Origin of the sequence: Variovorax sp. V118 (assembly GCF_041154445.1) — a bacterium.
GTDB lineage: Bacteria > Pseudomonadota > Gammaproteobacteria > Burkholderiales > Burkholderiaceae_C > Variovorax > Variovorax boronicumulans.
Genome location: NZ_AP028663.1, coordinates 5,936,620 through 5,957,647, shown reverse-complemented (window position 1 = coordinate 5,957,647; position 21,028 = coordinate 5,936,620). Strand labels below are relative to the sequence as shown.

At 69.0% G+C, this 21,028-nt stretch carries 22 protein-coding genes; 11 read left to right on the top strand and 11 right to left on the bottom strand.

Going from position 1 to position 21,028, the window contains the following annotated elements; all coding sequences use genetic code 11:
- Positions 1-32 precede the first annotated feature (32 nt).
- From ACAM52_RS27680 to ACAM52_RS27660, 5 genes are read right to left on the bottom strand one after another with little or no spacing between them, the layout of a single operon-like run.
- Complete coding sequence (locus tag ACAM52_RS27680; protein WP_369645117.1) at positions 33-1,772, bottom strand: acyl-CoA dehydrogenase family protein; 1,740 nt, start codon at positions 1,770-1,772, stop codon at positions 33-35.
- A 5-nt stretch (positions 1,773-1,777) separates the two neighbouring features.
- Entirely contained in the window at positions 1,778-2,770 is a 993-nt protein-coding gene (locus tag ACAM52_RS27675) for a Bug family tripartite tricarboxylate transporter substrate binding protein (protein ID WP_062479517.1), read from the bottom strand.
- A gap of 34 nt (positions 2,771-2,804) precedes the next feature.
- On the bottom strand, positions 2,805-3,569 hold the full coding sequence (locus ACAM52_RS27670; RefSeq protein ID WP_354342252.1) for an SDR family NAD(P)-dependent oxidoreductase: 765 nt from the start codon (positions 3,567-3,569) through the stop codon (positions 2,805-2,807).
- A gap of 19 nt (positions 3,570-3,588) precedes the next feature.
- Complete coding sequence (locus tag ACAM52_RS27665; RefSeq protein ID WP_369630073.1) at positions 3,589-5,442, bottom strand: feruloyl-CoA synthase; 1,854 nt, start codon at positions 5,440-5,442, stop codon at positions 3,589-3,591.
- Positions 5,439-6,212 (bottom strand): crotonase/enoyl-CoA hydratase family protein, encoded by a 774-nt coding sequence (locus ACAM52_RS27660; protein WP_095746702.1) that lies wholly within the window; start codon positions 6,210-6,212, stop codon positions 5,439-5,441. The genes ACAM52_RS27665 and ACAM52_RS27660 overlap by 4 nt, the downstream gene beginning before the upstream one ends.
- A gap of 104 nt (positions 6,213-6,316) precedes the next feature.
- Between ACAM52_RS27660 and ACAM52_RS27655 the strand changes: the two genes are divergently transcribed.
- The gene (locus ACAM52_RS27655; RefSeq protein WP_062479505.1) at positions 6,317-7,192 is read left to right on the top strand and encodes an amidohydrolase family protein; all 876 of its coding nucleotides are present in this window, start codon (positions 6,317-6,319) and stop codon (positions 7,190-7,192) included.
- 3 nt (positions 7,193-7,195) lie between these two features.
- Here ACAM52_RS27655 and ACAM52_RS27650 read toward each other — a convergent pair whose 3' ends face one another.
- Positions 7,196-8,092, bottom strand: a complete 897-nt coding sequence (locus tag ACAM52_RS27650) for a MurR/RpiR family transcriptional regulator (RefSeq protein WP_369645116.1) — start codon at positions 8,090-8,092, stop codon at positions 7,196-7,198.
- 122 nt (positions 8,093-8,214) lie between these two features.
- On the opposite strand from ACAM52_RS27650, the gene ACAM52_RS27645 reads away from it, so the two are divergent.
- Together ACAM52_RS27645 and ACAM52_RS27640 are read left to right on the top strand one after the other, a co-directional pair.
- Positions 8,215-9,216, top strand: a complete 1,002-nt coding sequence (locus ACAM52_RS27645) for a tripartite tricarboxylate transporter substrate binding protein (RefSeq protein WP_095746700.1) — start codon at positions 8,215-8,217, stop codon at positions 9,214-9,216.
- A 16-nt stretch (positions 9,217-9,232) separates the two neighbouring features.
- Complete coding sequence (locus ACAM52_RS27640) at positions 9,233-10,183, top strand: succinylglutamate desuccinylase/aspartoacylase family protein (RefSeq protein ID WP_095746699.1); 951 nt, start codon at positions 9,233-9,235, stop codon at positions 10,181-10,183.
- Between the two features lie 10 nt (positions 10,184-10,193).
- On the opposite strand, the gene kefC is transcribed toward ACAM52_RS27640, so the two are convergent.
- Both kefC and ACAM52_RS27630 read right to left on the bottom strand, forming a co-directional pair.
- The gene (gene kefC, locus ACAM52_RS27635) at positions 10,194-12,056 is read right to left on the bottom strand and encodes a glutathione-regulated potassium-efflux system protein KefC (RefSeq protein WP_070061960.1); all 1,863 of its coding nucleotides are present in this window, start codon (positions 12,054-12,056) and stop codon (positions 10,194-10,196) included.
- 2 nt (positions 12,057-12,058) lie between these two features.
- Complete coding sequence (locus ACAM52_RS27630; RefSeq protein WP_095950881.1) at positions 12,059-12,781, bottom strand: NAD(P)H-dependent oxidoreductase; 723 nt, start codon at positions 12,779-12,781, stop codon at positions 12,059-12,061.
- 92 nt (positions 12,782-12,873) lie between these two features.
- Here ACAM52_RS27630 and ACAM52_RS27625 point away from each other — a divergent pair, with 92 nt between their 5' ends.
- Complete coding sequence (locus ACAM52_RS27625; RefSeq protein WP_070061962.1) at positions 12,874-13,494, top strand: ParA family protein; 621 nt, start codon at positions 12,874-12,876, stop codon at positions 13,492-13,494.
- 73 nt (positions 13,495-13,567) lie between these two features.
- Positions 13,568-14,038 (top strand): MaoC family dehydratase, encoded by a 471-nt coding sequence (locus ACAM52_RS27620; RefSeq protein WP_354342257.1) that lies wholly within the window; start codon positions 13,568-13,570, stop codon positions 14,036-14,038.
- Positions 14,039-14,063: 25 nt separating this feature from the next.
- Here the strand turns inward: ACAM52_RS27620 and ACAM52_RS27615 are convergent, their stop codons facing one another.
- From ACAM52_RS27615 to ACAM52_RS27605, 3 genes are all read right to left on the bottom strand, one after another.
- Complete coding sequence (locus ACAM52_RS27615) at positions 14,064-14,354, bottom strand: DUF4148 domain-containing protein (RefSeq protein ID WP_095746696.1); 291 nt, start codon at positions 14,352-14,354, stop codon at positions 14,064-14,066.
- A gap of 116 nt (positions 14,355-14,470) precedes the next feature.
- On the bottom strand, positions 14,471-14,932 hold the full coding sequence (gene trmL / locus ACAM52_RS27610; protein WP_369645115.1) for a tRNA (uridine(34)/cytosine(34)/5-carboxymethylaminomethyluridine(34)-2'-O)-methyltransferase TrmL: 462 nt from the start codon (positions 14,930-14,932) through the stop codon (positions 14,471-14,473).
- 31 nt (positions 14,933-14,963) lie between these two features.
- On the bottom strand, positions 14,964-15,680 hold the full coding sequence (locus ACAM52_RS27605) for a ComF family protein (RefSeq protein WP_307589380.1): 717 nt from the start codon (positions 15,678-15,680) through the stop codon (positions 14,964-14,966).
- A 22-nt stretch (positions 15,681-15,702) separates the two neighbouring features.
- Here ACAM52_RS27605 and ACAM52_RS27600 point away from each other — a divergent pair, with 22 nt between their 5' ends.
- The 6 genes from ACAM52_RS27600 (at position 15,703) to ACAM52_RS27575 (ending at position 21,000) form a co-directional block, all read left to right on the top strand.
- Positions 15,703-16,617 (top strand): trans-aconitate 2-methyltransferase, encoded by a 915-nt coding sequence (locus ACAM52_RS27600; protein ID WP_307589381.1) that lies wholly within the window; start codon positions 15,703-15,705, stop codon positions 16,615-16,617.
- Positions 16,618-16,780: 163 nt separating this feature from the next.
- Positions 16,781-17,257 carry a DUF2244 domain-containing protein gene (locus tag ACAM52_RS27595; protein ID WP_056578078.1) on the top strand — a complete coding sequence of 159 codons (477 nt, stop codon included), beginning with the start codon at positions 16,781-16,783 and terminating at the stop codon, positions 17,255-17,257.
- A 59-nt stretch (positions 17,258-17,316) separates the two neighbouring features.
- Positions 17,317-18,495, top strand: a complete 1,179-nt coding sequence (coxB, locus tag ACAM52_RS27590) for a cytochrome c oxidase subunit II (RefSeq protein ID WP_307589382.1) — start codon at positions 17,317-17,319, stop codon at positions 18,493-18,495.
- A gap of 43 nt (positions 18,496-18,538) precedes the next feature.
- Positions 18,539-20,176 carry a cytochrome c oxidase subunit I gene (gene ctaD, locus ACAM52_RS27585; RefSeq protein ID WP_062481356.1) on the top strand — a complete coding sequence of 546 codons (1,638 nt, stop codon included), beginning with the start codon at positions 18,539-18,541 and terminating at the stop codon, positions 20,174-20,176.
- Positions 20,177-20,216: 40 nt separating this feature from the next.
- The gene (locus tag ACAM52_RS27580; RefSeq protein WP_217493469.1) at positions 20,217-20,333 is read left to right on the top strand and encodes a cytochrome oxidase small assembly protein; all 117 of its coding nucleotides are present in this window, start codon (positions 20,217-20,219) and stop codon (positions 20,331-20,333) included.
- Between the two features lie 37 nt (positions 20,334-20,370).
- Entirely contained in the window at positions 20,371-21,000 is a 630-nt protein-coding gene (locus ACAM52_RS27575) for a cytochrome c oxidase assembly protein (protein ID WP_095950886.1), read from the top strand.
- Positions 21,001-21,028 lie beyond the last annotated feature (28 nt).

Genomic DNA, 21,028 nt, shown 5'->3' with positions numbered 1-21,028 from the left:
CGAGCGTAACCGCGCGTTGCTTTCTCGAACAACTAGCGTGACGCCTCTTGTGCGGAATGCGTCAGTGCGACACCCTCACAAGCCCGCTTGACGATGCCCAGGCGCATCTCGAACTCGGGCAGCACCCAGCGCCGGAAGGCCGCCGCGGCGCGAAGGCGATCCGCATCGTCGGGCGCGGCCACTTCGATGCGGGCCCAGGCCCACGCCATCAGCGTGAGCGCGGTCACGCGCAGGAAGTCGTCCGCCACCTCGTAAGGCAGCACGGGGTTGGCGTGCGCCGCCATCGCCACCGTGGTGCCCAGGTAACGCAGTTGCGCCAGCCGGCGCTGCACGTCGGCGTCGGCCTCGCGCGAGGCGTCGAGCGTGTCGCGCAGCTCGAGCAGCACGGCCGACAGCGCCGCGCCGCCGTCGGGCAGCACCTTGCGCACCAGCAGGTCGATGGCCTGGATCTCGTTGGTGCCCTCGTAGATCATGGTCACGCGCGCGTCGCGCACCACCTGCTCGACGCCCCATTCGCGCACGTAGCCGTGGCCGCCAAACACCTGCAGGCAGTCGCTCGCGCCATGGAAGGCCTGGTGCGTGCAGGCGGCCTTGAGCACCGGCGTGACGAGCGAGCACCAGCGCTGCGCGCGCTCGCGCGCCTTGAGGTCGCTGTCGTGCGTGGCGATGTCGAGCATCAGCGCGCTGCGGTAGGCCAGTGCGCGCGCGCCGTCGATCCAGGCGCGCTGCGTGTCGAGGATGCGGCGCACGGCCGGGTGCTCGGCGATCAGGTCGGCCGCCTCCGTGCCGCGGCTGGCGGGCGCGACGCCGGGCGCGCGCATCTGGCGGCGCTCGGCGGCGTAGGCGTCGGCCTTCTGCCAGGCGGCGTCGAGCAGGCCGATGCCCTGCAGCGCGACGTGCAGGCGCGCCGCATTCATCATCACGAACATCGCGGCCAGCCCGCGACCGGGTTCGCCGACCAGCCAGCCGGTGGCGTCGTCGAAGCGCATCGTGCAGGTCGGGCTGCCGTGCAGGCCCATCTTTTCTTCGATGCGCTCGCAGTGCACCGCGTTGCGCGCGCCGTCGGGCAACACCTTGGGCACGAGCGCCAGCGACAGGCCCTTGGGCCCGGCCGGCGCATCGGGCAGGCGGCACAGCACGAGGTGGACGATGTTCGGCGTGAGGTCGTGCTCGCCGCCCGAAATGAAGATCTTGCTGCCGTTCACGCGCACGCTGCCGTCGGCCTGCGCCGTGGCGCGCGTGCGCACCTGGCCGAGGTCGCTGCCGGCATGCGCTTCGGTGAGGCACATGGTCGCGAGCCATTCGCCGGTCGCGATCTTCTGCAGATAGCGGCTCTTCAGTTCGTCGCTGCCGTGGTGCTTGAGGCAGGCGTACGCGCCGTGCAGCAGCCCCGGCGCCATGGTGAAGCCGTGGTTCGCGGCGCTGAGCCATTCGTAGAGGATGGCCTCGAGCACCGCGGGCAAGCCCTGGCCGCCGTCTTCGGTGGCGGCGGAGAGCGCAGGCCAGCCGCCGTCCACGAAGGCCTGGTAGGCCGCGCGAAAGCCCGGTGGCGTGACGACCTCGCCGCCATCGAAGCGGCAACCCACCTCGTCGCCCTCACGGTTCAGCGGCGCGATCACCTCGCCGACGAAGCGTGCGGCTTCTTCGAGCACCTGCGACTGCAGCGGCTCGTCGACCTCCGCGAAGGGCGCGAGGGCACGCAGGCGCGTGGGCGCATCGAGCACCGCGTTCAACAGGAAGCGGACGTCTTCGGGGCGAGGCTGGTAATGCATGGGGTTCAGGACTCGGCGGTGAAGCCGATCTTCTTGACCAGCGGACCCCAGCGTTCGTACTCGGACTGCAGCGACTTCTTCATCTCTTCGGGCGAGGAGCCGTGCGCGATCAGGCCCACCGACAGCAGGCCATCGGCCACGGCCTTGTCCTTCAGCGCGGCCTGGATCGCGGTGCTCGCGACGGCGATGGTCGCGGCAGGCGTCTTCGCCGGTGCGAAGAAACCGAACCACTCGTCGGCCACGATCTCGGGGAAGCCCTGCTCGGTGAAGGTCGGCACGTCGGGCAGGTAGGCGGGGCGCTGCGCGCCCGAGGTGGCGAGCACGCGCAGCTTGCCGGCCTTGGCGAAGGGCAGGCAGTCGCCGGCGGGCGTCAGGCACGAGGCGATCTGGCCGCCCACCACGTCGTTGATGCCGGGCAGCGAGCCGCGGTAGGGCACGTGGCGCAGATCGGTGCCGGTGCTCAGGCCCAGCAGCGCACCCAGGAAGTGCGGCGTGGAGCCCGCGCCCGGCGAGCCGTAGCTGGCCTGGCCGGGGTTGGCCTTGGCCCAGGCGATGTAGTCCTTCAGCGTCTTCACGCTGGCCGGCACCATCGGGCCGACGGCCAGGCCGTGCGTCATGACGGCGCCGATGGAGATGGGCGCGAAGTCGGGGATGGCGTAGCTGAGCTTGGTGTAGATGTGCGGGTAGATCGACAGCGCCGAGGCCTGCGCGAGGCACAGCACCGAACCGTCGGCCGGCGAGGTCTTCAGCGTGTCGAGCGCGATGCGCCCGCCCGCGCCGGGCTTGTTCTCGACCACCGGGTTGGTGGCGGTGAAGGGCGTGTTGCCCAGCTTGTCGGCCACGCGGCGCGCCACGCTGTCGCCCGCGCTGCCGGCCGGGAAGCCGTAGTAGATCTTCACCTGCTGCTGCACTGCCTGGGCGAGTGCGGCAAGGGGATGCAATGCGGCGAGCGCGGCGGTGCCGCCGAGCGCCGCCGTGAATTGGCGTCGGGTGGTCATGGTCTTGTCTCCTGGTTGTCTGCGGGGGCGGGAATCAGCGCGGCGCCATGCGCAAGGCGCCGTCGAGGCGAATCACTTCGCCGTTCAAGTGGCCGTTGGTGACGATGTGGCAGGCCAGCTCGGCAAACTCCGACGGCTTGCCCAGGCGCGGCGGGAACGGGATCGACGCGGCCAGCGAGTGCTGCACCGGCTCGGGCAGCTCCAGCAGCAGCGGCGTGGCGAAGAGGCCGGGCGCCACGGTGCACACGCGGATGGCGTGCTGCGCGAGGTCGCGCGCCATCGGCAGGGTCATGCCGACGAGGCCGCCCTTCGAGGCGCTGTAGGCCTGCTGGCCCACCTGGCCGTCGAAGGCCGCGACCGAGGCGGTGAAGAGCATCACGCCCTTTTCGCCGTTGTCGAGCGCGTCGAGCTTGGCGCAGCGCGCCGCGAACAGGCGCGCCATGTTGTAGCCGCCGATGAGGTTGATGTTGACCACGCGCACGAAGTCTTCGAGCGGCGCGGGGTTGCCGTCCTTGCCGACGATGCGCTTGGCGCTGCCGATGCCGGCCACGTTCATCAGGATGCGCGCGGGGCCGTGTACGGCCTGCGCCTTGTCGAGCGCGGCGTTCACGCTGTCGGTGTCGGTGATGTCGCAGACGCAGGCGACGCCGCCGATCTCGGCCGCCACCTTTTCGGCGAGGGCTGCGTTGCGGTCGAGCACCGCGACCTTGGCGCCCAGGCGCGCGAGTTCGCGCGCGGTGGCCTCGCCGAGGCCCGAGGCGCCGCCGGTGACGAGTGCGGCTTGTCCTTCGATCTTCATGGGTTGTCTCCTGATTGGGTTAGCGGGGCTTGAGCGTGAAAGGCAGCGTGTCGGCGTGCAGCGCATCGGCCAGTGCGGCGCGGTGCTTGAGCACGGCGCGCTGGTTGATCGAGCCCTTGTCGGTCACTTCGCCCTTGTCGATCGAGGGCGGTTCGGCCATCAGATGCAGCCGCGCGATGCGGTTGGCGCTGCCGGTGGCGCCGGCCGCGAGCGTGTCCACCACCTGCTGGAAATGCGCCTGCACCGGCGCGCTTTCGAGCACCTGCTGCAGCGGGGCGTCGCCGGGCAAATCGCAGAGCTGGCGCACCTTCTGCGTAGTGAAGATCAGCGCGCCGACTTCCTTCAGGTTGATGCCCGTGAGCACCGCGTCCTGCACATAGGGCGAGCCGGCTGCGATGATCTTTGCGCGCAGCGGGCCCACGCTCACGAAGGTGCCGGTGGCGAGCTTGAAGTCTTCGGCGATGCGGCCGTCGAAGCGCAGGCCGCGGTGGATGTCGCGGTCGTCGATCCACTTCACCGCGTCGCCGGTGGAGAAGAAGCCTTCGTCGTCGAAGGCCTCGGCGGTGGCTTCGGGCGCGCGCCAGTAGCCGGGCGTGATGTTGGGGCCGCGGTAGCGCACCTCGGTCTTGCCGTCGACCTCGATCAGCTTGAGCTCGATGCCGGCGGCCGGCAGGCCCACGTCGCCCGACTTCACGTCGGGGCCGGTCACGTACAGCGCGAAGGGGCCCGACTCGGTCATGCCCAGGCCGGTGCCCATCACGATGCGCTCGCCGACTTCCGATTCCTGCGTGCGGTGCAGGCTGTCCCACACGGGCTGCGCGAGCGCGGCGCCCGAGTAGAAGAACATCTTCACGCGCGACAGCAGGTTGCGGCGCAGCACGGCGTCGCTTTCCATCGCGTTGGCAATCGCCTCGAAGCCGGTGGGCACGTTGAAGTAGATGGTGGGCGCGATCTCGCGCAGGTTGCGCAGCGTCTCGGCCATGCCGGTGGGCGTGGGCTTGCCGTCGTCGATGAACAGCGTGCCGCCGTTGTCCAGCACGATGCCCACGTTGTGGTTGCCGCCGAAGGTGTGGTTCCAGGGCAGCCAGTCGACCAGCACGGGCGGCTCGTCGCCCAGGGCGGGAATCGACTGGCGCAGCTGCTGCTGGTTGGCGCACCACATGCGGTGCGTGTTGATCACCGCCTTGGGCATCTTGGTCGAGCCCGAGGTGAAAAGAAACTTGGTGATGGTGTCGGGGCCGGTGGCCTGCATCGCCGCATCGATGGCGGGCGTGGCCGGCGTGGCGGCGAGCACGTCGAAGCGCGTGGTGGCGCGGCCTTCGAGCGTGCCTTCGGCGAGCACGACCTCGGTGCCGGCGGGCACGGTGGCCGCGATGGCCTTGGCGAAGCGCGCGGCGTCGGCCGCGAACACCAGGCCGGGCGTGAGCGTGTCGATGACGTGGCGCAGCTTGTCGTAGTCCTGGCTCACGATCGCATAGGGCGGCGACACGGGGCAGTAGGGCACGCCCGCGTAGAGGCAGCCCAGAGCGAGCAGCGCGTGCTCGATGCCGTTCTCGCTGAGGATCACGACCGGGCGCTCGGCGTTCAGGCCGCGATCGAGCAGGGCTTGTCCGATGCCGCGCGCTTCTTCCAGCGCCTGCGCATAGCTCACGCGCAGCCAGTCGCCGGTGCGGCCGTCGGGCAGGCGCTCGCGGCGTGCGATGAAGGTGCGATCGGGCGCGACCTGCGCCCAGTGCGCGAGCCGGTCGGTCATGCGCTCGCGGTAGGCCTGCAGCGGCGTCTCGGCCGTGAGGTAGCGCGTGCCCGGCGCGCCGTCGCGCAGCACCGCGCGCGTCACGCCGAAGGCCAGCGGGCGGTAGCGGACGGCGGTCATCCCTTGCTCACCTTGGCGCCGCGGCCTTCGAGGAAGTCGCGCACGCGTTCCTTCGCTTCGGGCGCGGCCTGGACGATGCCCGACATCAGCGCCTCGGTGAAGAAGCCGTGGTCGGCCGATTGCTCGGAGATGCGCGGCAGCGCGTGCATCAGCGCGTAGTTGGTCAGCGGCGCGTTGGTGGCGATGCGCTTGGCAAGCTCCAGGGCCTTGTCGAAGGCGGTGCCCTCGTCGACCAGGTACTGCGCGAAGTTGGCGCGCTCGCCGTCCTCGGCGTTGTAGACGCGGCCGGTCATCATCATGTCGGTCATGCGCGCCACGCCGATCAGCTTGGGGATGCGCACCGAGCCGCCGCCGCCCACGAAGATGCCGCGCGAGCCTTCGGGCAGTGCGTAGAAGGTGGAGCGGTCGGCCACGCGGATGTGGCAGGCGCTGGCCAGCTCGAGCCCGCCGCCGACCACCGCGCCGTGCAGCGCCGCCACCACCGGCACCGGACCGTGCTGGATCAGGTCGAGTGCGCTGTGCCACAGGCGCGAGTGCTGCATGCCCTGGCCGGCGTCGCGCTCCTTGAGCTCGCTCAGGTCCAGGCCGGCGCAGAAATGCGGGCCCTCGCCGTCGAGCACGGCCGCGCGCACGGTGGCGGGCAGGGTCTCGAAGGTGTCGCGCAGCGCGAGGATCAGGCCGTCGGACAGCGCGTTGCGCTTGGCGCCGCGCGTGAGACGAACGATGGCGACGTCGTCGCGGATGTCGAGGTGGAGGTCTGGATTGGTCATGATGGTGTGCGGGGTTGCGTTGGATTATGGTTATGAGAAATAATCAATTCAAGGCATTGGAGCCTCCCGAAACCTAGGGACTTACCCGAACCGGAGACAACGACATGGACCCACGGAACCTGATTGCGATCGACATCCACACCCACGCCGAAGTGAGCTGCTGGAACCCTTTCGACAACTACGGCGAGGAATACGACCGCGCGGCCGACAAGTTCTTCGGCTCGAACCGCCGCCCCACCATCGCCGAGAGCGTGGCGTACTACCGTGAAAGGAAGATCGGGCTGGTGATGTTCATGGTCGACGCCGAGTCGAACATGGGCCGCCGCCGCATCCCGAACGAGGAGATCGCCGAGGCGGCGCAGCAGAACAGCGACATCATGATTGCCTTCGGCAGCGTCGATCCGCACAAGGGAAAGATGGGCGCGCGCGAGGCGCGGCGGCTCATCGAGGAGCACGGCGTGAAGGGCTTCAAGTTCCACCCGACCGTGCAGGGCTACCACCCCTACGACCGCATGGCCTGGCCGATCTACGAGGTGATCGCCGAGTACAAGCTGCCGGCCATCTTCCACACCGGCCACAGCGGCATCGGCTCGGGCATGCGCTGCGGCGGGGGCCTGCGGCTGGAGTACAGCAACCCGATGCACCTGGACGACGTGGCCATCGACTTCCCCGACATGCAGATCGTCATGGCCCACCCCAGCTTCCCCTGGCAGGACGAGGCGCTGAGCGTGGCCACGCACAAGCCCAACGTGTGGATCGACCTGTCGGGCTGGAGCCCCAAGTACTTTCCGAAGCAGCTGGTGCAGTACGCCAACACGCTGCTCAAGGACCGCGTGCTGTTCGGCAGCGACTACCCGCTGATCACGCCCGACCGCTGGATGAAGGACTTCGAGGCCGCCGGCTTCAAGCCCGAGGTGATGCCCGGCATCCTCAAGGACAACGCGGTGCGCCTGCTGGGGCTCGGAACCCCGGCGGCCTGAGGCTCAGGCGGCGCGCGGCGCCGCCTCGTTCCAGTGCGGCTCCCACAGCGCCGCGCCGCGTTCGAACACGGCGGCCAGTTCCTTCTTGCGGCGCTGCGCCACCGCGGTGATCAAGGCGTTGCAGACCGACAGCGCCGCCGTGTACGAATCGAAGGGCGAGGCGCTGGAGGTGCGCACCAGCAGCAGGTGATCGGCCGAGGCCGCCGCGGGCGCGGAGGGGCTGTCGGTGACCATGACGACCTTCGCGCCCTTCTCGCGGAAGTAGGCCGCCGTGCGCGCGATCGCGAGCGAGTGGCGGCGGAAGGTGAGCGTGAGCAGCAGGTCGTTGTCGTCGATGCGCAGCAGCTGGTCTTCGAGCGGCAGCGCGCCCGCGCCGCCCAGCAGCCGCACGTCGGGCAGGCACAGGTTCAGGTTCAGCGCGAGGTGGCTGGCCAGCGGCAGGCCGTTGCGCTGGCCGAGCACGTGCACGCGCACCTTGCGCTGCGTGAGCAGCTTCACCGCCGCCTCGAACGCGCCCACGTCGAGCGCCGCGAAGGTGGCGGCCAGGTTGTGCTGGTCGTGCAGCAACGCGTTGTCCAGGCAGCTGCGCACGGAGGTGTCGTCGCCGATGACCGCGTCGGCGCGCGTGGCGGGCGAGGCCAGCAGGGCGGTGACTTCGGCGCGCGCCTCCATCTGCGCCTGGGCGTAGCTCTCGTAGCCCAGCTTGGCGAGCAGCCGCACCACGGTCGAGGCGCTGGTGCCCACCTTTCTTGCAAGGCTCGTTGCAGATTCGAGCAGCCCCTGCGGGTGGTGCGCCTGCAATTCCTCGATGAGGCGTCGCTCGCTTTTCGTGAGCTTCTTGCCATAGCCCGAGATGCGCTGGGTGAGGCTGGGGGCGGTGGGGGTGTCTGCGTGCGGCATCGGAGAAACCTCATGTTTGCAAAGAGTATTGCAAAAATAGGGCCTCCTTGCAAAAATGAATGCACGATTTCGGCCGGACCTGTCCGCCCGATTGCCCGCTTCTTCTGCAGAAAGACCTTGCCATGCGTTCCATCACCCCCGCCGTGCCCGCCCTGCGCCGGCGCGAGATCCTCGGCGCCGGCCTGACGGCGGCGCTGCTGCCCCTGTCCGCGCGCGCCCAGGCCTTTCCGGCCCGCCCGGTCACGCTGGTGGTGCCGTTCCCGGCCGGCGGTTCGGTCGACCTGATCGCGCGGCTGTACGCCGAGCCGCTGTCGAAGGCGCTGGGCACGCCGGTGGTTATCGACAACCGCGCCGGCGCCGGCGGCTCCATCGCCAGCGCCCAGGTGGCGCGCGCCAAGCCCGACGGCTACACGCTCGTGGTGTCGTCGCAGAGCTCGCACCTGGCCAACCCGCTGACGCAGGCCAACCCGGGCTACGACCCGATCAAGGATTTCCTGTCCATCAGCCAGCTCGCGCGCTCCATCAACGTGTTGCTGGTGAACCCGGCCGTGCCCGCCAAGACCTTCAAGGAGTTCGTGGCGCTGGTGAAGTCGCGCCCGGGCGAGCTCAACTTCTGCAGCGCCGGGCCGGGCAGCATGGGCCAGCTCAACGTGGAGCTGATGAAGTCGCAGCTGCAGCTCAACGCCACGCACGTGCCCTACCGCGGTGGCGGCCCGCTGGTGACCGCGCTGATCTCCAACGAAGTGCAGTTCGGCCTGGACAACCTCGCGCCCTTCCTGCCGCACATCCAGGCCGGCAAGCTGCGCGCGCTGGCCGTGGCCTCGCCCACGCGCGTCGCGGCGCTGCCCGACGTGCCGACCTTCACGGAGCTGGGCTATCCGGTGCTGAACACCACCTCGTGGATCGGCCTGGCCGCGCCCGCGAAGACGCCGCCCGAGGTCATCGCCGCGCTGCACAAGGCCGTGCGCACGGTGGCCGATCAGCCGACGATGGTCGAGGCGCTGCTGGCGCGCGGCTCGCTCGCGCCCGAGGCGCAGTCGCCCGCGCAGTTCACGGCCATGATGTCGGAGCGGCTCGCGCTGTACGGCGAGATGGTCAAGCGCGCCGGCATCCGCGGCGAGTGAACGGGCGGCTGGTTCCATGACGCAGACACTGCCGACCTTCGCACCCGACACCGCACCGCTGGAGGTGCTCCCGCGCGACCTCTCGGCCTACCGCCAGGGCAACACCGGCATCGACTACGTGCACCGCTTCGCGTCCAGCAAGCCGGGCCCGCACGTGCTCGTCAACGCGCTCACGCACGGCAACGAGATCTGCGGCATGGTCGCGGCCACCCACCTGCTCGACAGCGGCGTGCGCCCGAAGATCGGCACGCTCACCGTGAGCTTCGCGAACGTCGAGGCCTACGAGGCCTTCGACATCGACCGGCCCTACGAGAACCGCCAGCTGGTGCACAACCTGAACCGCATCTGGTCGCCCGAGCTGCTCGACGGCACCGGGGACGGCCCCGAGCTGCGCCGCGCGCGCGAGCTGCGGCCGGTGCTCGACGCGGCCGACTACGTGCTGGACATCCATTCCACGCGCGCGCCCGTGCAGCCTTTCTGGGTCTACCCAGAGTTCGAGCGCAATGCAGGCCTGGCGCAGGCCGTCGGCGGTCCGACGGTGCACCTCGTGATGCCCGTGGGCGCCGCGCCCGGCACGGGCGTCACGGCCTACGGCCGCCACGGCGAGCCGGGCATCGACGGCGGCGCGGTGGTGGTCGAGTGCGGCCAGCACTTCGCGCAGTCGGCGGCCGACCTGGCCACCGACGTGTCGCTGCGCTTTTTGGCGCACCTCGGGCTTGTCGACCCGGTGCCGCGCGTGCCGGTGGCCGCGCGCCGCTTCCGGCTGCTCGAGGTCCACATGGTCACGTCGGACGACTTCGCCTTCGTGCGCCCGGTGCTCGGTTTCGAGACCTTCGACCAAGGTGAACTGATCGCGGTGCAGGCCGGGCGCGAGATCCGCTCGCCCTGCGACGGCTGCACGATCTTCATGCCGACCCGCGCACCGGTGATCGGCCGCGAGGGCGTGTACCTGACCGTACCGGTCTGACGCTCGGGCGTCAGGGCGCCTTCGCTTCGCCCGCTGGTTCGTCTTCGCCGAGCCGGTCCCAGTCCTGGCCTGAGCGCAGCTTGCGCTCCTCGCGCTCGCGCGCCATCTGTTCCTCGAACTGCTGGCGGCCCGCCTTGTTGGCGGCGATCAGCTTGGCGCGGTCCTTGTAGTGCGGGTAGATCTCGTCGCTGAGCTTGAGGTTTCGCTGGCGGAAACGCATCGACGCCTCGCGCGCCTCGGCCGCCGGCCAGCCCAGCGCCTCCAGCGCCGAGCGCGCGCTGCGCAGCGACGACTCGAACACCTCGCGCTCGATGTCCTGCACGCCGCGGTCGCGCAGCTGGAACAGGTGCGTCACGTTGCGCGCGCGCGCAATGATGCGCGCCTGCGGGAAGTTCTCGCGCACCAGGTCGACGATATCCAGCGACTGCTCGATGTCGTCCACCGCCACCACGATGGCGCGCGCCGTGCCCGCGCCCGCGGTGCGCAGCAGGTCCAGCCGCGTGGCGTCGCCGTAGAACACGCGGAAGCCGAACTGGCGCAGGCCTTCGACGGTGTCGGCGTCGTGGTCGAGCACCGTCACGCGCAGGCCCTGCGACATCAGCAGGCGACCGACGATCTGGCCGTAGCGACCGAAGCCGCAGATCAGCACCTTGGCGTCCTGCTGCTCCGAGATTTCCTCCAGCTGCGGTCCGCCCGCGTGGCTGTAGCGCGGCAGCACGAACTTGTCGAGCAGCACCAGCAAGAGCGGCGACAGCAGCATCGACAGCGCCACCGCGCCGATCAGCAGCGAGGTGGTCTGCGGCGGCAGCACGTCGGGGCCGGCGGCCTGGAACACCACGAAGGCGAACTCGCCGCCCTGCGCCAGAAGCAGCGTGAACACCGGCCGCTCCTGGTAAGCCAGGCCCATGGCCTTGGCCAGCGCGTAGATCACCACCAGCTTGATGACCAGGAAGCTCACCACCAGCAGCGCCATGACCCCCGGGTTGGCCAGCAGCACGCCGAAGTTGATCGACATGCCCACCGCGATGAAGAACAGCCCCAGCAGTAGGCCCTTGAAGGGCTCGATGTCGGTCTCGAGCTCGCGCCGGTACTCGCTTTCGGCCAGCAGCACGCCGGCAAGGAAGGCGCCCAGCGCCATCGACAGGCCGACGAACTGCATCAGCGCCGCGATGGCCACCACCAGCAGCAACGCGGCGGCGGTGAAGATCTCGGGCGTGTCGCTGCGCGCGATCCAGCGCAGGATCGGGCGCAGCAGCAGCCGGCCGCCGAGGATGATGCCGGCGATCACGCCGACGATCTTCAGCGCCTCGAGTGCGCGGTCCAGCCCGCTCACGGCCTGCTCGGCCGCCGTGGCGCCGGCCAGCAGCGGCAGCAGCGCGAGGATCGGGATCGCTGCCACGTCCTGGAACAGCAGGATCGAGAAGCCGGCCTGGCCGCTGGGCGTCTTCAGCAGGTTGCGTTCACCGAACACCTGCAGCGCGATGGCGGTGGACGACAGTGCCAGCCCGAGCGCCGCCACCAGCGCCACGCGCCACGGCGCGCCCACGGCCCAGCCGACGGCGAACAGCACTGCCGCGCAGCTGAGCACCTGCGCCGACCCCCAGCCGAAGATCGGGCGGCGCAGGCTCCAAAGCCGCTTGGGCTCGAGTTCGAGGCCGACCAGGAACAGCATCAGCACCACGCCGAACTCGGCGAAATGCAGCACGTCTTCGACGCTGGATACGAGGCCCAGGCCCCAGGGGCCGATGGCGATGCCGGCCACGAGGTAGCCGATGATCGAGCCCAGGCCCAGGGCCTTGGACAGCGGCACCACCAGCACGGCGGCGCTCAGGTAGATCAGGCTGCTGGTCAGCCAGGCGGGTGCATGTTCCATGCTCAGGCCGCCTTGTGGGTGCTGCTGCCGTTGGCGACGGCCAGGCCGTGCGTCATGGCGCTGTGGAACGCGCCGGCCATCACCTGGCCCACGTCGTCGGATTCGGCGGGGCGGTCGGTCTCGGGCACCGGGCAGGCGATGCAGGCATCGAGCTCGTCCATCTCGGGCCACACCGGGTAGCTTTCCAGGCGCTGCACGAACACCTCGACATGCGCGGCCACCTCGGCCTCGCTGGCGCGGCGCGCGCCGTGCAGCAGCAGCGGCGGCAAGAAGCGCATGCCGCACAGCGCGGCGGTCTGCTCGTAGGGCGGCAGGAAGGCGTCGAAGAAGTAGCGGTTGTAGCTTTGCGGGTGGTAGCTCGGCTCGGGGCCGCCGGTGGTGGCGACCAGCCAGCAGTCCTTGCCCTGCAGCGCGGTGCCGCCGGGGCCGTAGGCCCAGCCGTAGCCCAGCACGTCATCGACCCAGAGCTTTTGCAGCGGCGGCATCGAATACCACTGGATCGGGTGCAGCAGCACCACCAGGTCCGCGCGCGCCAGCCGCTCGCGCTCGGCCTCGACGTCGATGGCGAAATCGGGGTAGCTGCCGTACAGGTCGTTCACGTCGGCGCCGGGCACGCGCTGCGCGGCGGCGAACAGCCGGCGGTTCACGCGCGAGTCACGCCAGTGGGGGTGGGCCGCCAGCACATAGATGCTGGAGGGGTTCTCCGCGGATGTTGTTGTCGTCATGTGGCGAACATAACGCAGACGGCCCGCCGTCGCCGACGCGCAACCCGGGGCGACTACCATCCAGCCCTGTTCCAGTTCTGGAGGAGATCCTCATGCCGGTGGTTCTGGTCGCCAATCCCAAGGGGGGCGTGGGCAAGTCGACGATTGCAACGAACATCGCGGGCTACTTCGCGAGCCGCGGCCATGCCGTGATGCTCGGCGACGTGGACCGCCAGCAGTCCTCGCGGCTGTGGCTCGGCCTGCGCCCGCCGCAGGCCCGCCCCATCGCCACCTGGGAAGCCACCGGCGACAGCACTGTGGTGCGCCCGCCGCGCGGCACAACGCATGCGGTGCTCGACACGCCGGCCGGCCTGCACGGCTGGCGCTTCAAGGAGGTGCTGGCGCTGGCCGACCGCGTGATCGTGCCGCTGCAGCCGAGCATCTTCGACATCTACGCCACGCGCGATTTCCTCGACCGCCTGCTGGAAAGCCGCCGCGCCGAGAAGACCCGTATCGGCCTGGTCGGCATGCGCGTGAACGCCCGCACGCTGGCGGCCGACCGGCTGCACGAGTTCATCGCCGGCCTGGGCGTGCCCGTGCTGGGCGAGCTGCGCGACACGCAGAACTACGTGCAGCTGGCCGCGCGCGGGCTCACGCTGTTCGACATTGCGCCGGGGCGCGTGCAGCGCGACCTGGACCAGTGGGCGCCGATCTGCGAATGGCTCGACGCCTGAACTGATCCCCCGGATTTCCCTGAATCCCGGTTGTCGCAAGTCCGACAGCCAGCCTTGTGCCCTTGGCACCAGAATGCCCCGCATGACCAAAAAGACATTCCAGACCCTTCAGGATCTCGCCGCCTGCGTCGGCCAGGAAGTCGCCGTGAGCGACTGGATCAGCGTGACGCAGCAGCAGGTCAACCAGTTCGCCGAGGCGACGGGCGACCACCAGTGGATCCACGTCGATGTGGAGCGGGCCAAGTCCGGCCCCTTCGGCGCGCCGATCGCGCACGGGTTTCTCACCTTGTCGCTGCTGCCGAAGTTCTTCGAGACGGCCATCGACGTGGTCGAGTCGCGCATGGGCGTGAACTACGGCCTGAACCGCGTGCGCTTCATGTCGCCGGTGCCCGTGGGCCAGCGTCTGCGCGCGCGCATGAAGCTGCTGAGCGCCGAGCCGATTCCCAACAACGGCCTGCAGATGATCTGGGAAACCACCATCGAACTCGAAGGCGCCGCCAAGCCGGCGTGCGTCGCCGAGTCGGTGGTGCGCCGTTTTCCCTGAGCGGACTTTTTCTTCTTCTCTCTACTTACATCCGGCGGTCGGTGACCTCGCCGTAGGTGGCCGCGCCCTGCCGGGTGATGCCGACGGCGCTCGCGCGCACCGCCGCGCGGTCGACGTTGCCCGCGGTCGGGCGGGCCACGCCGGTGCCGCCGTTACTGATCTGCAGCGGCTGCAGGGCTTGCTGCTGGACCTGGGCGCGCGTCAGCGACGACTGGAAGGGCGCGGGCGGCAGCGGGTTCTGCTCGCCCTGGAAAGCATGGGCGCCGCCGGCGCAGGCGAGGGCGGCGATCGTGATCAGGCGCAGGGTGGTGTGCATGGTGGGACTCCTTGGCAGTCAGCGTTGAGGGGGCGGATGCCGGTGCGAATCACCGGCATGCCTTTCCATACGCCGCGCAGCACCGATCGGATGTGCCCCTGCCGCGCGAAGGGCTGTCAGGCGAAACCGTTTTGCCGCCAGGCCTCGAACACCGTGACCGCCACCGCGTTCGACAGATTCAGGCTGCGCTGGCCGGCACGCATCGGCAGCCGCAGGCGCTGCGCCTCGACAAAGCCATCGCGGATCGGCGGCGGCAGGCCGGCGGTTTCCGAGCCGAACACCAGCCAGTCGCCGGGCTGGAAGCGCACGTCGTGCACGGCGCGGGTGCCGCGCGTGGTCAGCGCGAACATGCGCTCGGCCGGCGGCTGCTGCGTGGCCAGCAGCGCGGCCCAGTCGGCGTGGCGCTTGACCTCGGCGTACTCGTGGTAATCGAGCCCGGCGCGGCGCAGCAGGCGGTCGTCCATCGAAAAGCCGAGCGGCTCCACCAGGTGCAGCGTGCAGCCGGTGTTGGCCGCGAGCCGGATCACGTTGCCGGTGTTCGGCGGAATTTCGGGGTGGACCAGGACGATATGGAACATGCGCCGATTGTCGCGGGCGCCGCCGATGGGTTCAGCGCGGCGGATCGGTCCGCGCCAGCACCACGCCGGTGATGTGTGCCGCGCCCGCCAGGCGCAAGGTGGCGGCCGCGGCGAACAGCGAGGCGCCGCTGGTCATCACGTCGTCCACCAGCACCACGCGCCGCCCCCGCAGGCCGTCGGCGCGCAGCGGTTCCACGGCGAAGGCGCCGCGCAGGTTGCGCAGCCGGTCGGCGCGCGGCAGGCCGCTCTGCGCGGGCGTGTCGCGCGTGCGCAGCAGCAGGGTGGCGTCGGTCTTGGCCGGTGCCAGCCGGCGCGCGAGCTCGTGCGCCTGGTTGAAACCGCGCTCGCCCAGGCGGCCGGGCGCCAGCGGCATCGGCAGCACGAGGTCGCACTGCTCCAGCGCCGGCTCCACCCATGGCGCGCTGCGCAGCAGTGTGGCCAGCGGACCGGCCCAGCCCGCCTCACCGCGGAATTTGAACTGGGCGATGCAATCGGGCCACGGCCACGCATAGGTGCATGCCGCCAGGCAGGCGTCGAGCGGCGGCGGGTGCCTGATGCATTCGCCGCAGCGGGCCACACCCTCGGGCATCGGCAGGGCGCAGCCGCCGCAGCGCGTGGTCGGCGGTGCAAAACGCGCCACGCAGGCGTCGCACACGCGCTGCGCGGGCCAGGCGCGGCAGACCTCGCACTGGCTGGGCAGCCGCGCAAGCAGCGAGGTGAAAGGCCTCAGGGCCCGGCGGTTGTGCATGCCTCAATATACTCACGGCCCCATGGCCACCGACCCCGCAAGAAGACCGCCGACCATCGATCCCACGGCGGCCGACCGCTGGCGCCGGCTCGCGCCCGCCGAGGGCTCGCCCTGGCTGCATGAGGAAATCGGCCGCCGGATGGAAGACCGGCTGCAATGGATCAAGGCCCAGCCCCGCACCTGGGCCGACTGGTCGCCGCTGCGCGGCGGCCTCGAGGCGCACGCGCTGCTGGCCCGCCGCTACCGCGATGCCGAAGCCTTCGTCATCGAATCCGAACCCGCATTGGCCGACCGGACCGGCGAGGCGCTGACCGCGCCCTGGTGGAGCGCGCGCCGCTGGCAGGGCGGCAAGGCCCGCTTCGATGCGCCGCCCGAAGACGGCGTCGACCTGCTGTGGGCCAACATGTCGCTGCACATGGCGGCCGACCCCGAGGCGCTCATCGCGCAGTGGCACCGGCTGGTCGCGACCAACGGCTTCCTGATGTTCTCCTGCCTCGGCCCGGACACCGTGCGCGAGCTGCGGGCCCTGCACGCCCGGCTCGGCTGGCCCGCCGCCGGCCATGAATACACCGACATGCACGACTGGGGCGACATGCTCGTGCATGCCGGCTTCGCCGAGCCCGTGATGGACATGGAGCGCATCGTGCTCACCTGGGCCACCCCCGAGGCCGCCCTGGCCGAGCTGCGCACGCTGGGGCGCAACCTGCATCCGGCGCGCTTCCCCGCGCTGCGCGGCAAGGCCTGGCACCGCGCGCTCAAGCAGGCCCTGCCCGAGCTGGCGCCGGCCGCGGAAGGCGAGGGCCGCATCGCGCTGACCTTCGAGGTCATCTATGGCCACGCCTTCAAGCCGACGCCGCGCGTGGCGCTGTCGCCCGAGAGCGCGGTCTCGCTGCGCGAGATGCGATCGATGCTCCAGCGCGGCCGCCCTGGCGCCTGAGCGACCCGGCAGCCCTCATTCGGTGCGCGGGCCCCGTGCTCTACCCGCTACAATCCGCCGTTGCGTGAAACTCGCGGGTATTGTCCCGTGATCGAGGGGTGTCGGATCCTGTTTGTACGAGGGGTTTGGCCACCATCGACGCACCGATTTGCTGAACTCGCCCGTGTCGAATTCCGTGTTTCGTTTTGCCACCGTCTCAGGCCAGAACATCCACTGGTTCCTGAAACGAAATTGCTCGGTGACGCCGAGCCAGCTGGGCTGGCTCTACGCCTCGCTGTGCGTGGTATCTCTGGGAACGGGCATGGTGTTCTGGCTGCACGGTGCGCCGCTGGTATTGCCATTCGCCTGGCTTGAACTGGCCGCGGTGGGCTTTGCGTTCATGATGTACGCGCGGCATGCCACCGATGGCGAACGGATCGCGCTGCAGGGCGGACGCCTCGTTGTGGAGCTCGAGAACGGTGGGCACTACGAACGCACGGAATTTCTTCCGCACCAGGTGCGGATCGAACCGCAGACCGGCGATCGTTCGCTGATCGAGGTCTCGGGGCAAGGTCGATCGGTCAGGGTGGGGCGCTATGTACGCCCGGAGTTGCGAGCCGCACTGGCGCGCGAGATTCGCATGGCGTTGCGTGGCGCCTGAGGGGGCTCGCGCGGTGCTGCACGGTTGGGTTTTCGAAAAATTGAAGAAACGTGAACACGATGAAGAGCATTTGGCGCAATAAGTACAGGCCGGCGAATCTGTTGCTGGCGGCCGGCGCGGCGTTCAGCAACGCGGCGCACGCAGTCAACGATCTGCCCGGCGGCCCTTCGGTGCGCCAGCTGAATCTTCCGGTCGGCGTGACCAAGATCGCGCAGGAGCAGCATCTGCTCCACACGATCATGATGATCATCTGCACGGTCATCTTCGTCGCCGTGTTCGCGGTGATGTTCTATTCCATCTGGAAGCACCGCAAGTCGGTGGGCCACAAGGCCGCCAACTTCCATGAATCGGTGGTGGTCGAGGTCATCTGGACCATCGTGCCCTTCCTCATCGTGATCGTGATGGCGCTGCCTGCCACCAAGGTGCTCGTGGCCCAGAAGGACACCACGAACGCCGACCTCACGATTAAGACCACGGGTTACCAGTGGAAGTGGGGCTACGACTATCTGAACGGCGAAGGCGAGGGCCTGGCCTTCATCTCCACGCTGGACAGCTCGCAGCGCGCCATGTCCGACGCCGGTGCCAAGGGCGCCATGCCCGATGACTACCTGCTCAAGGTTGACAACCCGATGGTCGTGCCGGTGCAGAAGAAGGTCCGCATCATCACCACCGCGAACGACGTGATCCACGCCTTCGCCGTGCCGCAGCTGGGCCTCAAGCAGGACGCCATTCCCGGCTTCGTGCGCGACACCTGGTTCCGCGCCGAGACCGTGGGCGACTACTACGGCCAGTGCCAGGAGCTGTGCGGCAAGGAACACGCCTACATGCCGATCCACGTGAAGGTGCTGTCGGCTGCCGACTACACCGCCTGGGTCGCGACCAAGCGCAAGGAAGCCGCCGCCAAGCTCGACGACCCGACCAAGGTCTGGACGCTGCCCGACATGCTGGCACGCGGCGAGAAGGTCTACGCCGCCAACTGCGCGGCCTGCCACCAGGCCAACGGCAAGGGCGCAGGCCCGATCAAGCCGCTCGACGGCGCAGCCAAGGTGACCGATTCCGACCACAAGGTGCAGCTGCTGGTGCTGCTCAACGGCCAGAACAACGGTGCCATGCCTGCCTGGAAGCAGCTGAGCGACACCGACCTCGCGGCCGTGGCCACGTACACCAAGAACAGCTGGTCGAACAAGACGGGCCAGCTGGTGCAACCGGCTGAAGTGCTGGCCCTGCGCGGCAAGTGATCCGACGGCGCCCCGCGAAGAAGAAATTGCAAGGAACAACGACATGAGCGCAGTCCTCGACCCCCACGGTCACGCCCCCGGCGGCCACGCACACGACGACCATCACGATCACCACGCGCCCACCGGCTGGCGCCGCTGGGTGTTCGCGACCAACCACAAGGACATCGGCACGCTCTACCTGCTGTTCAGCTTCACGATGCTGATGATCGGCGGCGTGTTGGCCCTGCTGATCCGCGCCGAGCTGTTCCAGCCCGGTCTGCAGATGGTGAACCCCGAGCTGTTCAACCAGTTCACCACCATGCACGGCCTGATCATGGTGTTCGGCGCGATCATGCCGGCCTTCGTTGGCTTCGCGAACTGGATGATCCCGCTGCAGATCGGCGCATCCGATATGGCGTTCGCGCGCATGAACAACTTCAGCTTCTGGCTGCTGATCCCGGCGGCCATCATGCTGGCCGGTTCGTTCTTCATGCCCGGCGGCGCACCCGCAGCCGGCTGGACGTTGTACGCCCCGCTCACGCTGCAGATGGGCCCCTCGATGGACGCCGGCATCTTCGCGATGCACATCATGGGCGCCTCGTCGATCATGGGCTCGATCAACATCATCGTCACCATCCTGAACATGCGCGCCCCCGGCATGACGCTGATGAAGATGCCGATGTTCTGCTGGACCTGGCTCATCACCGCCTACCTGCTGATCGCCGTGATGCCCGTGCTCGCAGGTGCCATCACGATGACGCTGACCGACCGCCATTTCGGCACCAGCTTCTTCAACCCCGCCGGCGGCGGTGACCCGGTGATGTACCAGCACATCTTCTGGTTCTTCGGCCACCCCGAGGTCTACATCATGATCTTGCCGGCCTTCGGCATCATCAGCCAGGTGGTCCCGGCCTTCGCGCGCAAGAAGCTCTTCGGCTATGCCTCGATGGTGTACGCCACCTCGTCGATCGCCATCCTGTCGTTCATCGTGTGGGCCCACCACATGTTCACGACCGGCATGCCGCTCACGGGCCAGCTGTTCTTCATGTACGCGACCATGTTGATCGCCGTGCCCACGGCCGTGAAGATCTTCAACTGGATCGCCACGATGTGGCAGGGCTCGATGACCTTCGAGACGCCCATGCTGTTCGCAGTCGGCTTCATCTTCGTGTTCACGATGGGCGGCTTCACCGGCCTGATCCTCGCGGTCGCGCCGATCGACACGCAGCTGCAGGACACGTATTACGTGGTGGCCCACTTCCACTACGTGCTGGTGGCCGGCTCGCTGTTCGCCATGTTCTCGGGCTTCTACTACTGGGCGCCCAAGTGGACCGGCGTGATGTACAACGAAACGCGCGGCAAGGTCCACTTCTGGTGGTCGCTGATCTCGTTCAACGTCACCTTCTTCCCGATGCACTTCCTGGGTCTGGCCGGCATGCCGCGTCGCTACGCCGACTACCCCATGCAGTTCGCCGACTTCAACGCCATCGCTTCGGTGGGTGCGTTCTTCTTCGGCTTCGCGCAGGTCTACTTCTTCCTGTTCATCGTGCTGCCTTCGATGCGCGGCAAGGGTGAAGCAGCAGCTCAGAAGCCCTGGGAAGCGGCCGAAGGCCTCGAGTGGGAAGTGCCGTCGCCGGCCCCGTTCCACACCTTCGAGAACCCGCCCAAGCTTGACGTGACCGCCACCAAGGTGATCGGCTGATCACCCGCGCACGCCGGACAAGCACAACGACCGCACGACGATGACGACGCCCGAACAAAGAAAGAACAACCGACGCATGGGGCTCACGCTGGCCTCCATCGCGGTGATCTTCTTCATCGGCTTCATCGTCCGCATGGTCTGGTTCAGCGGTCGCTGACCGCGCCGCATCGCACCCTCCGAACGGAAGCAACAGCATGAGCCTCGGTCAACGCATCCGCCGCGCCAACGTCCGCATGGTCGGCAAGCTGGCCGTCGTGACCTGCGGCATGTTCGCCTTCGGCTACGCGCTGGTGCCGATGTACCGCGCCATCTGCGAGATGACCGGCATCAACATCCTCGCGCTCTCCGAGCTCCAGGTGCCGGGCGGCGCCAGCGGCGCCAAGAACGTGCGCGTGCCCGACAACACGCAGGTCGACATGACCCGCACGATCAAGGTCGAGTTCGACTCCAACGTGCGCGGCGGCCTGTGGGACTTCAAGCCGGCCGAGCGCTTCATCGAAGTGCACCCGGGCCAGCTGAACACGGTGATGTACGAGTTCCAGAACACGCAGAACCGCCGCATGGCCGCGCAGGCCATCCCCAGCTACGCACCGCAGCAGGCGGCGGCGCACTTCAACAAGCTCGAGTGCTTCTGCTTCAACCAGTACACGCTCGATGCGGGTGAGAAGAAGCAGTGGCCGGTCGCTTTCGTGATCGATCCGAAGATCTCGAAGGACGTCAAGACCATCACGCTGTCATACACCTTCTTCGAGGTGGGCGGCAAGACGCCTCCGGCCCCGGTGGCCGCCGTTTCGCATGTTGTCGCCGATGAGCCGCGCTCGTGACCTCGCCGTTGCCGCCCGAAGCTCCGCG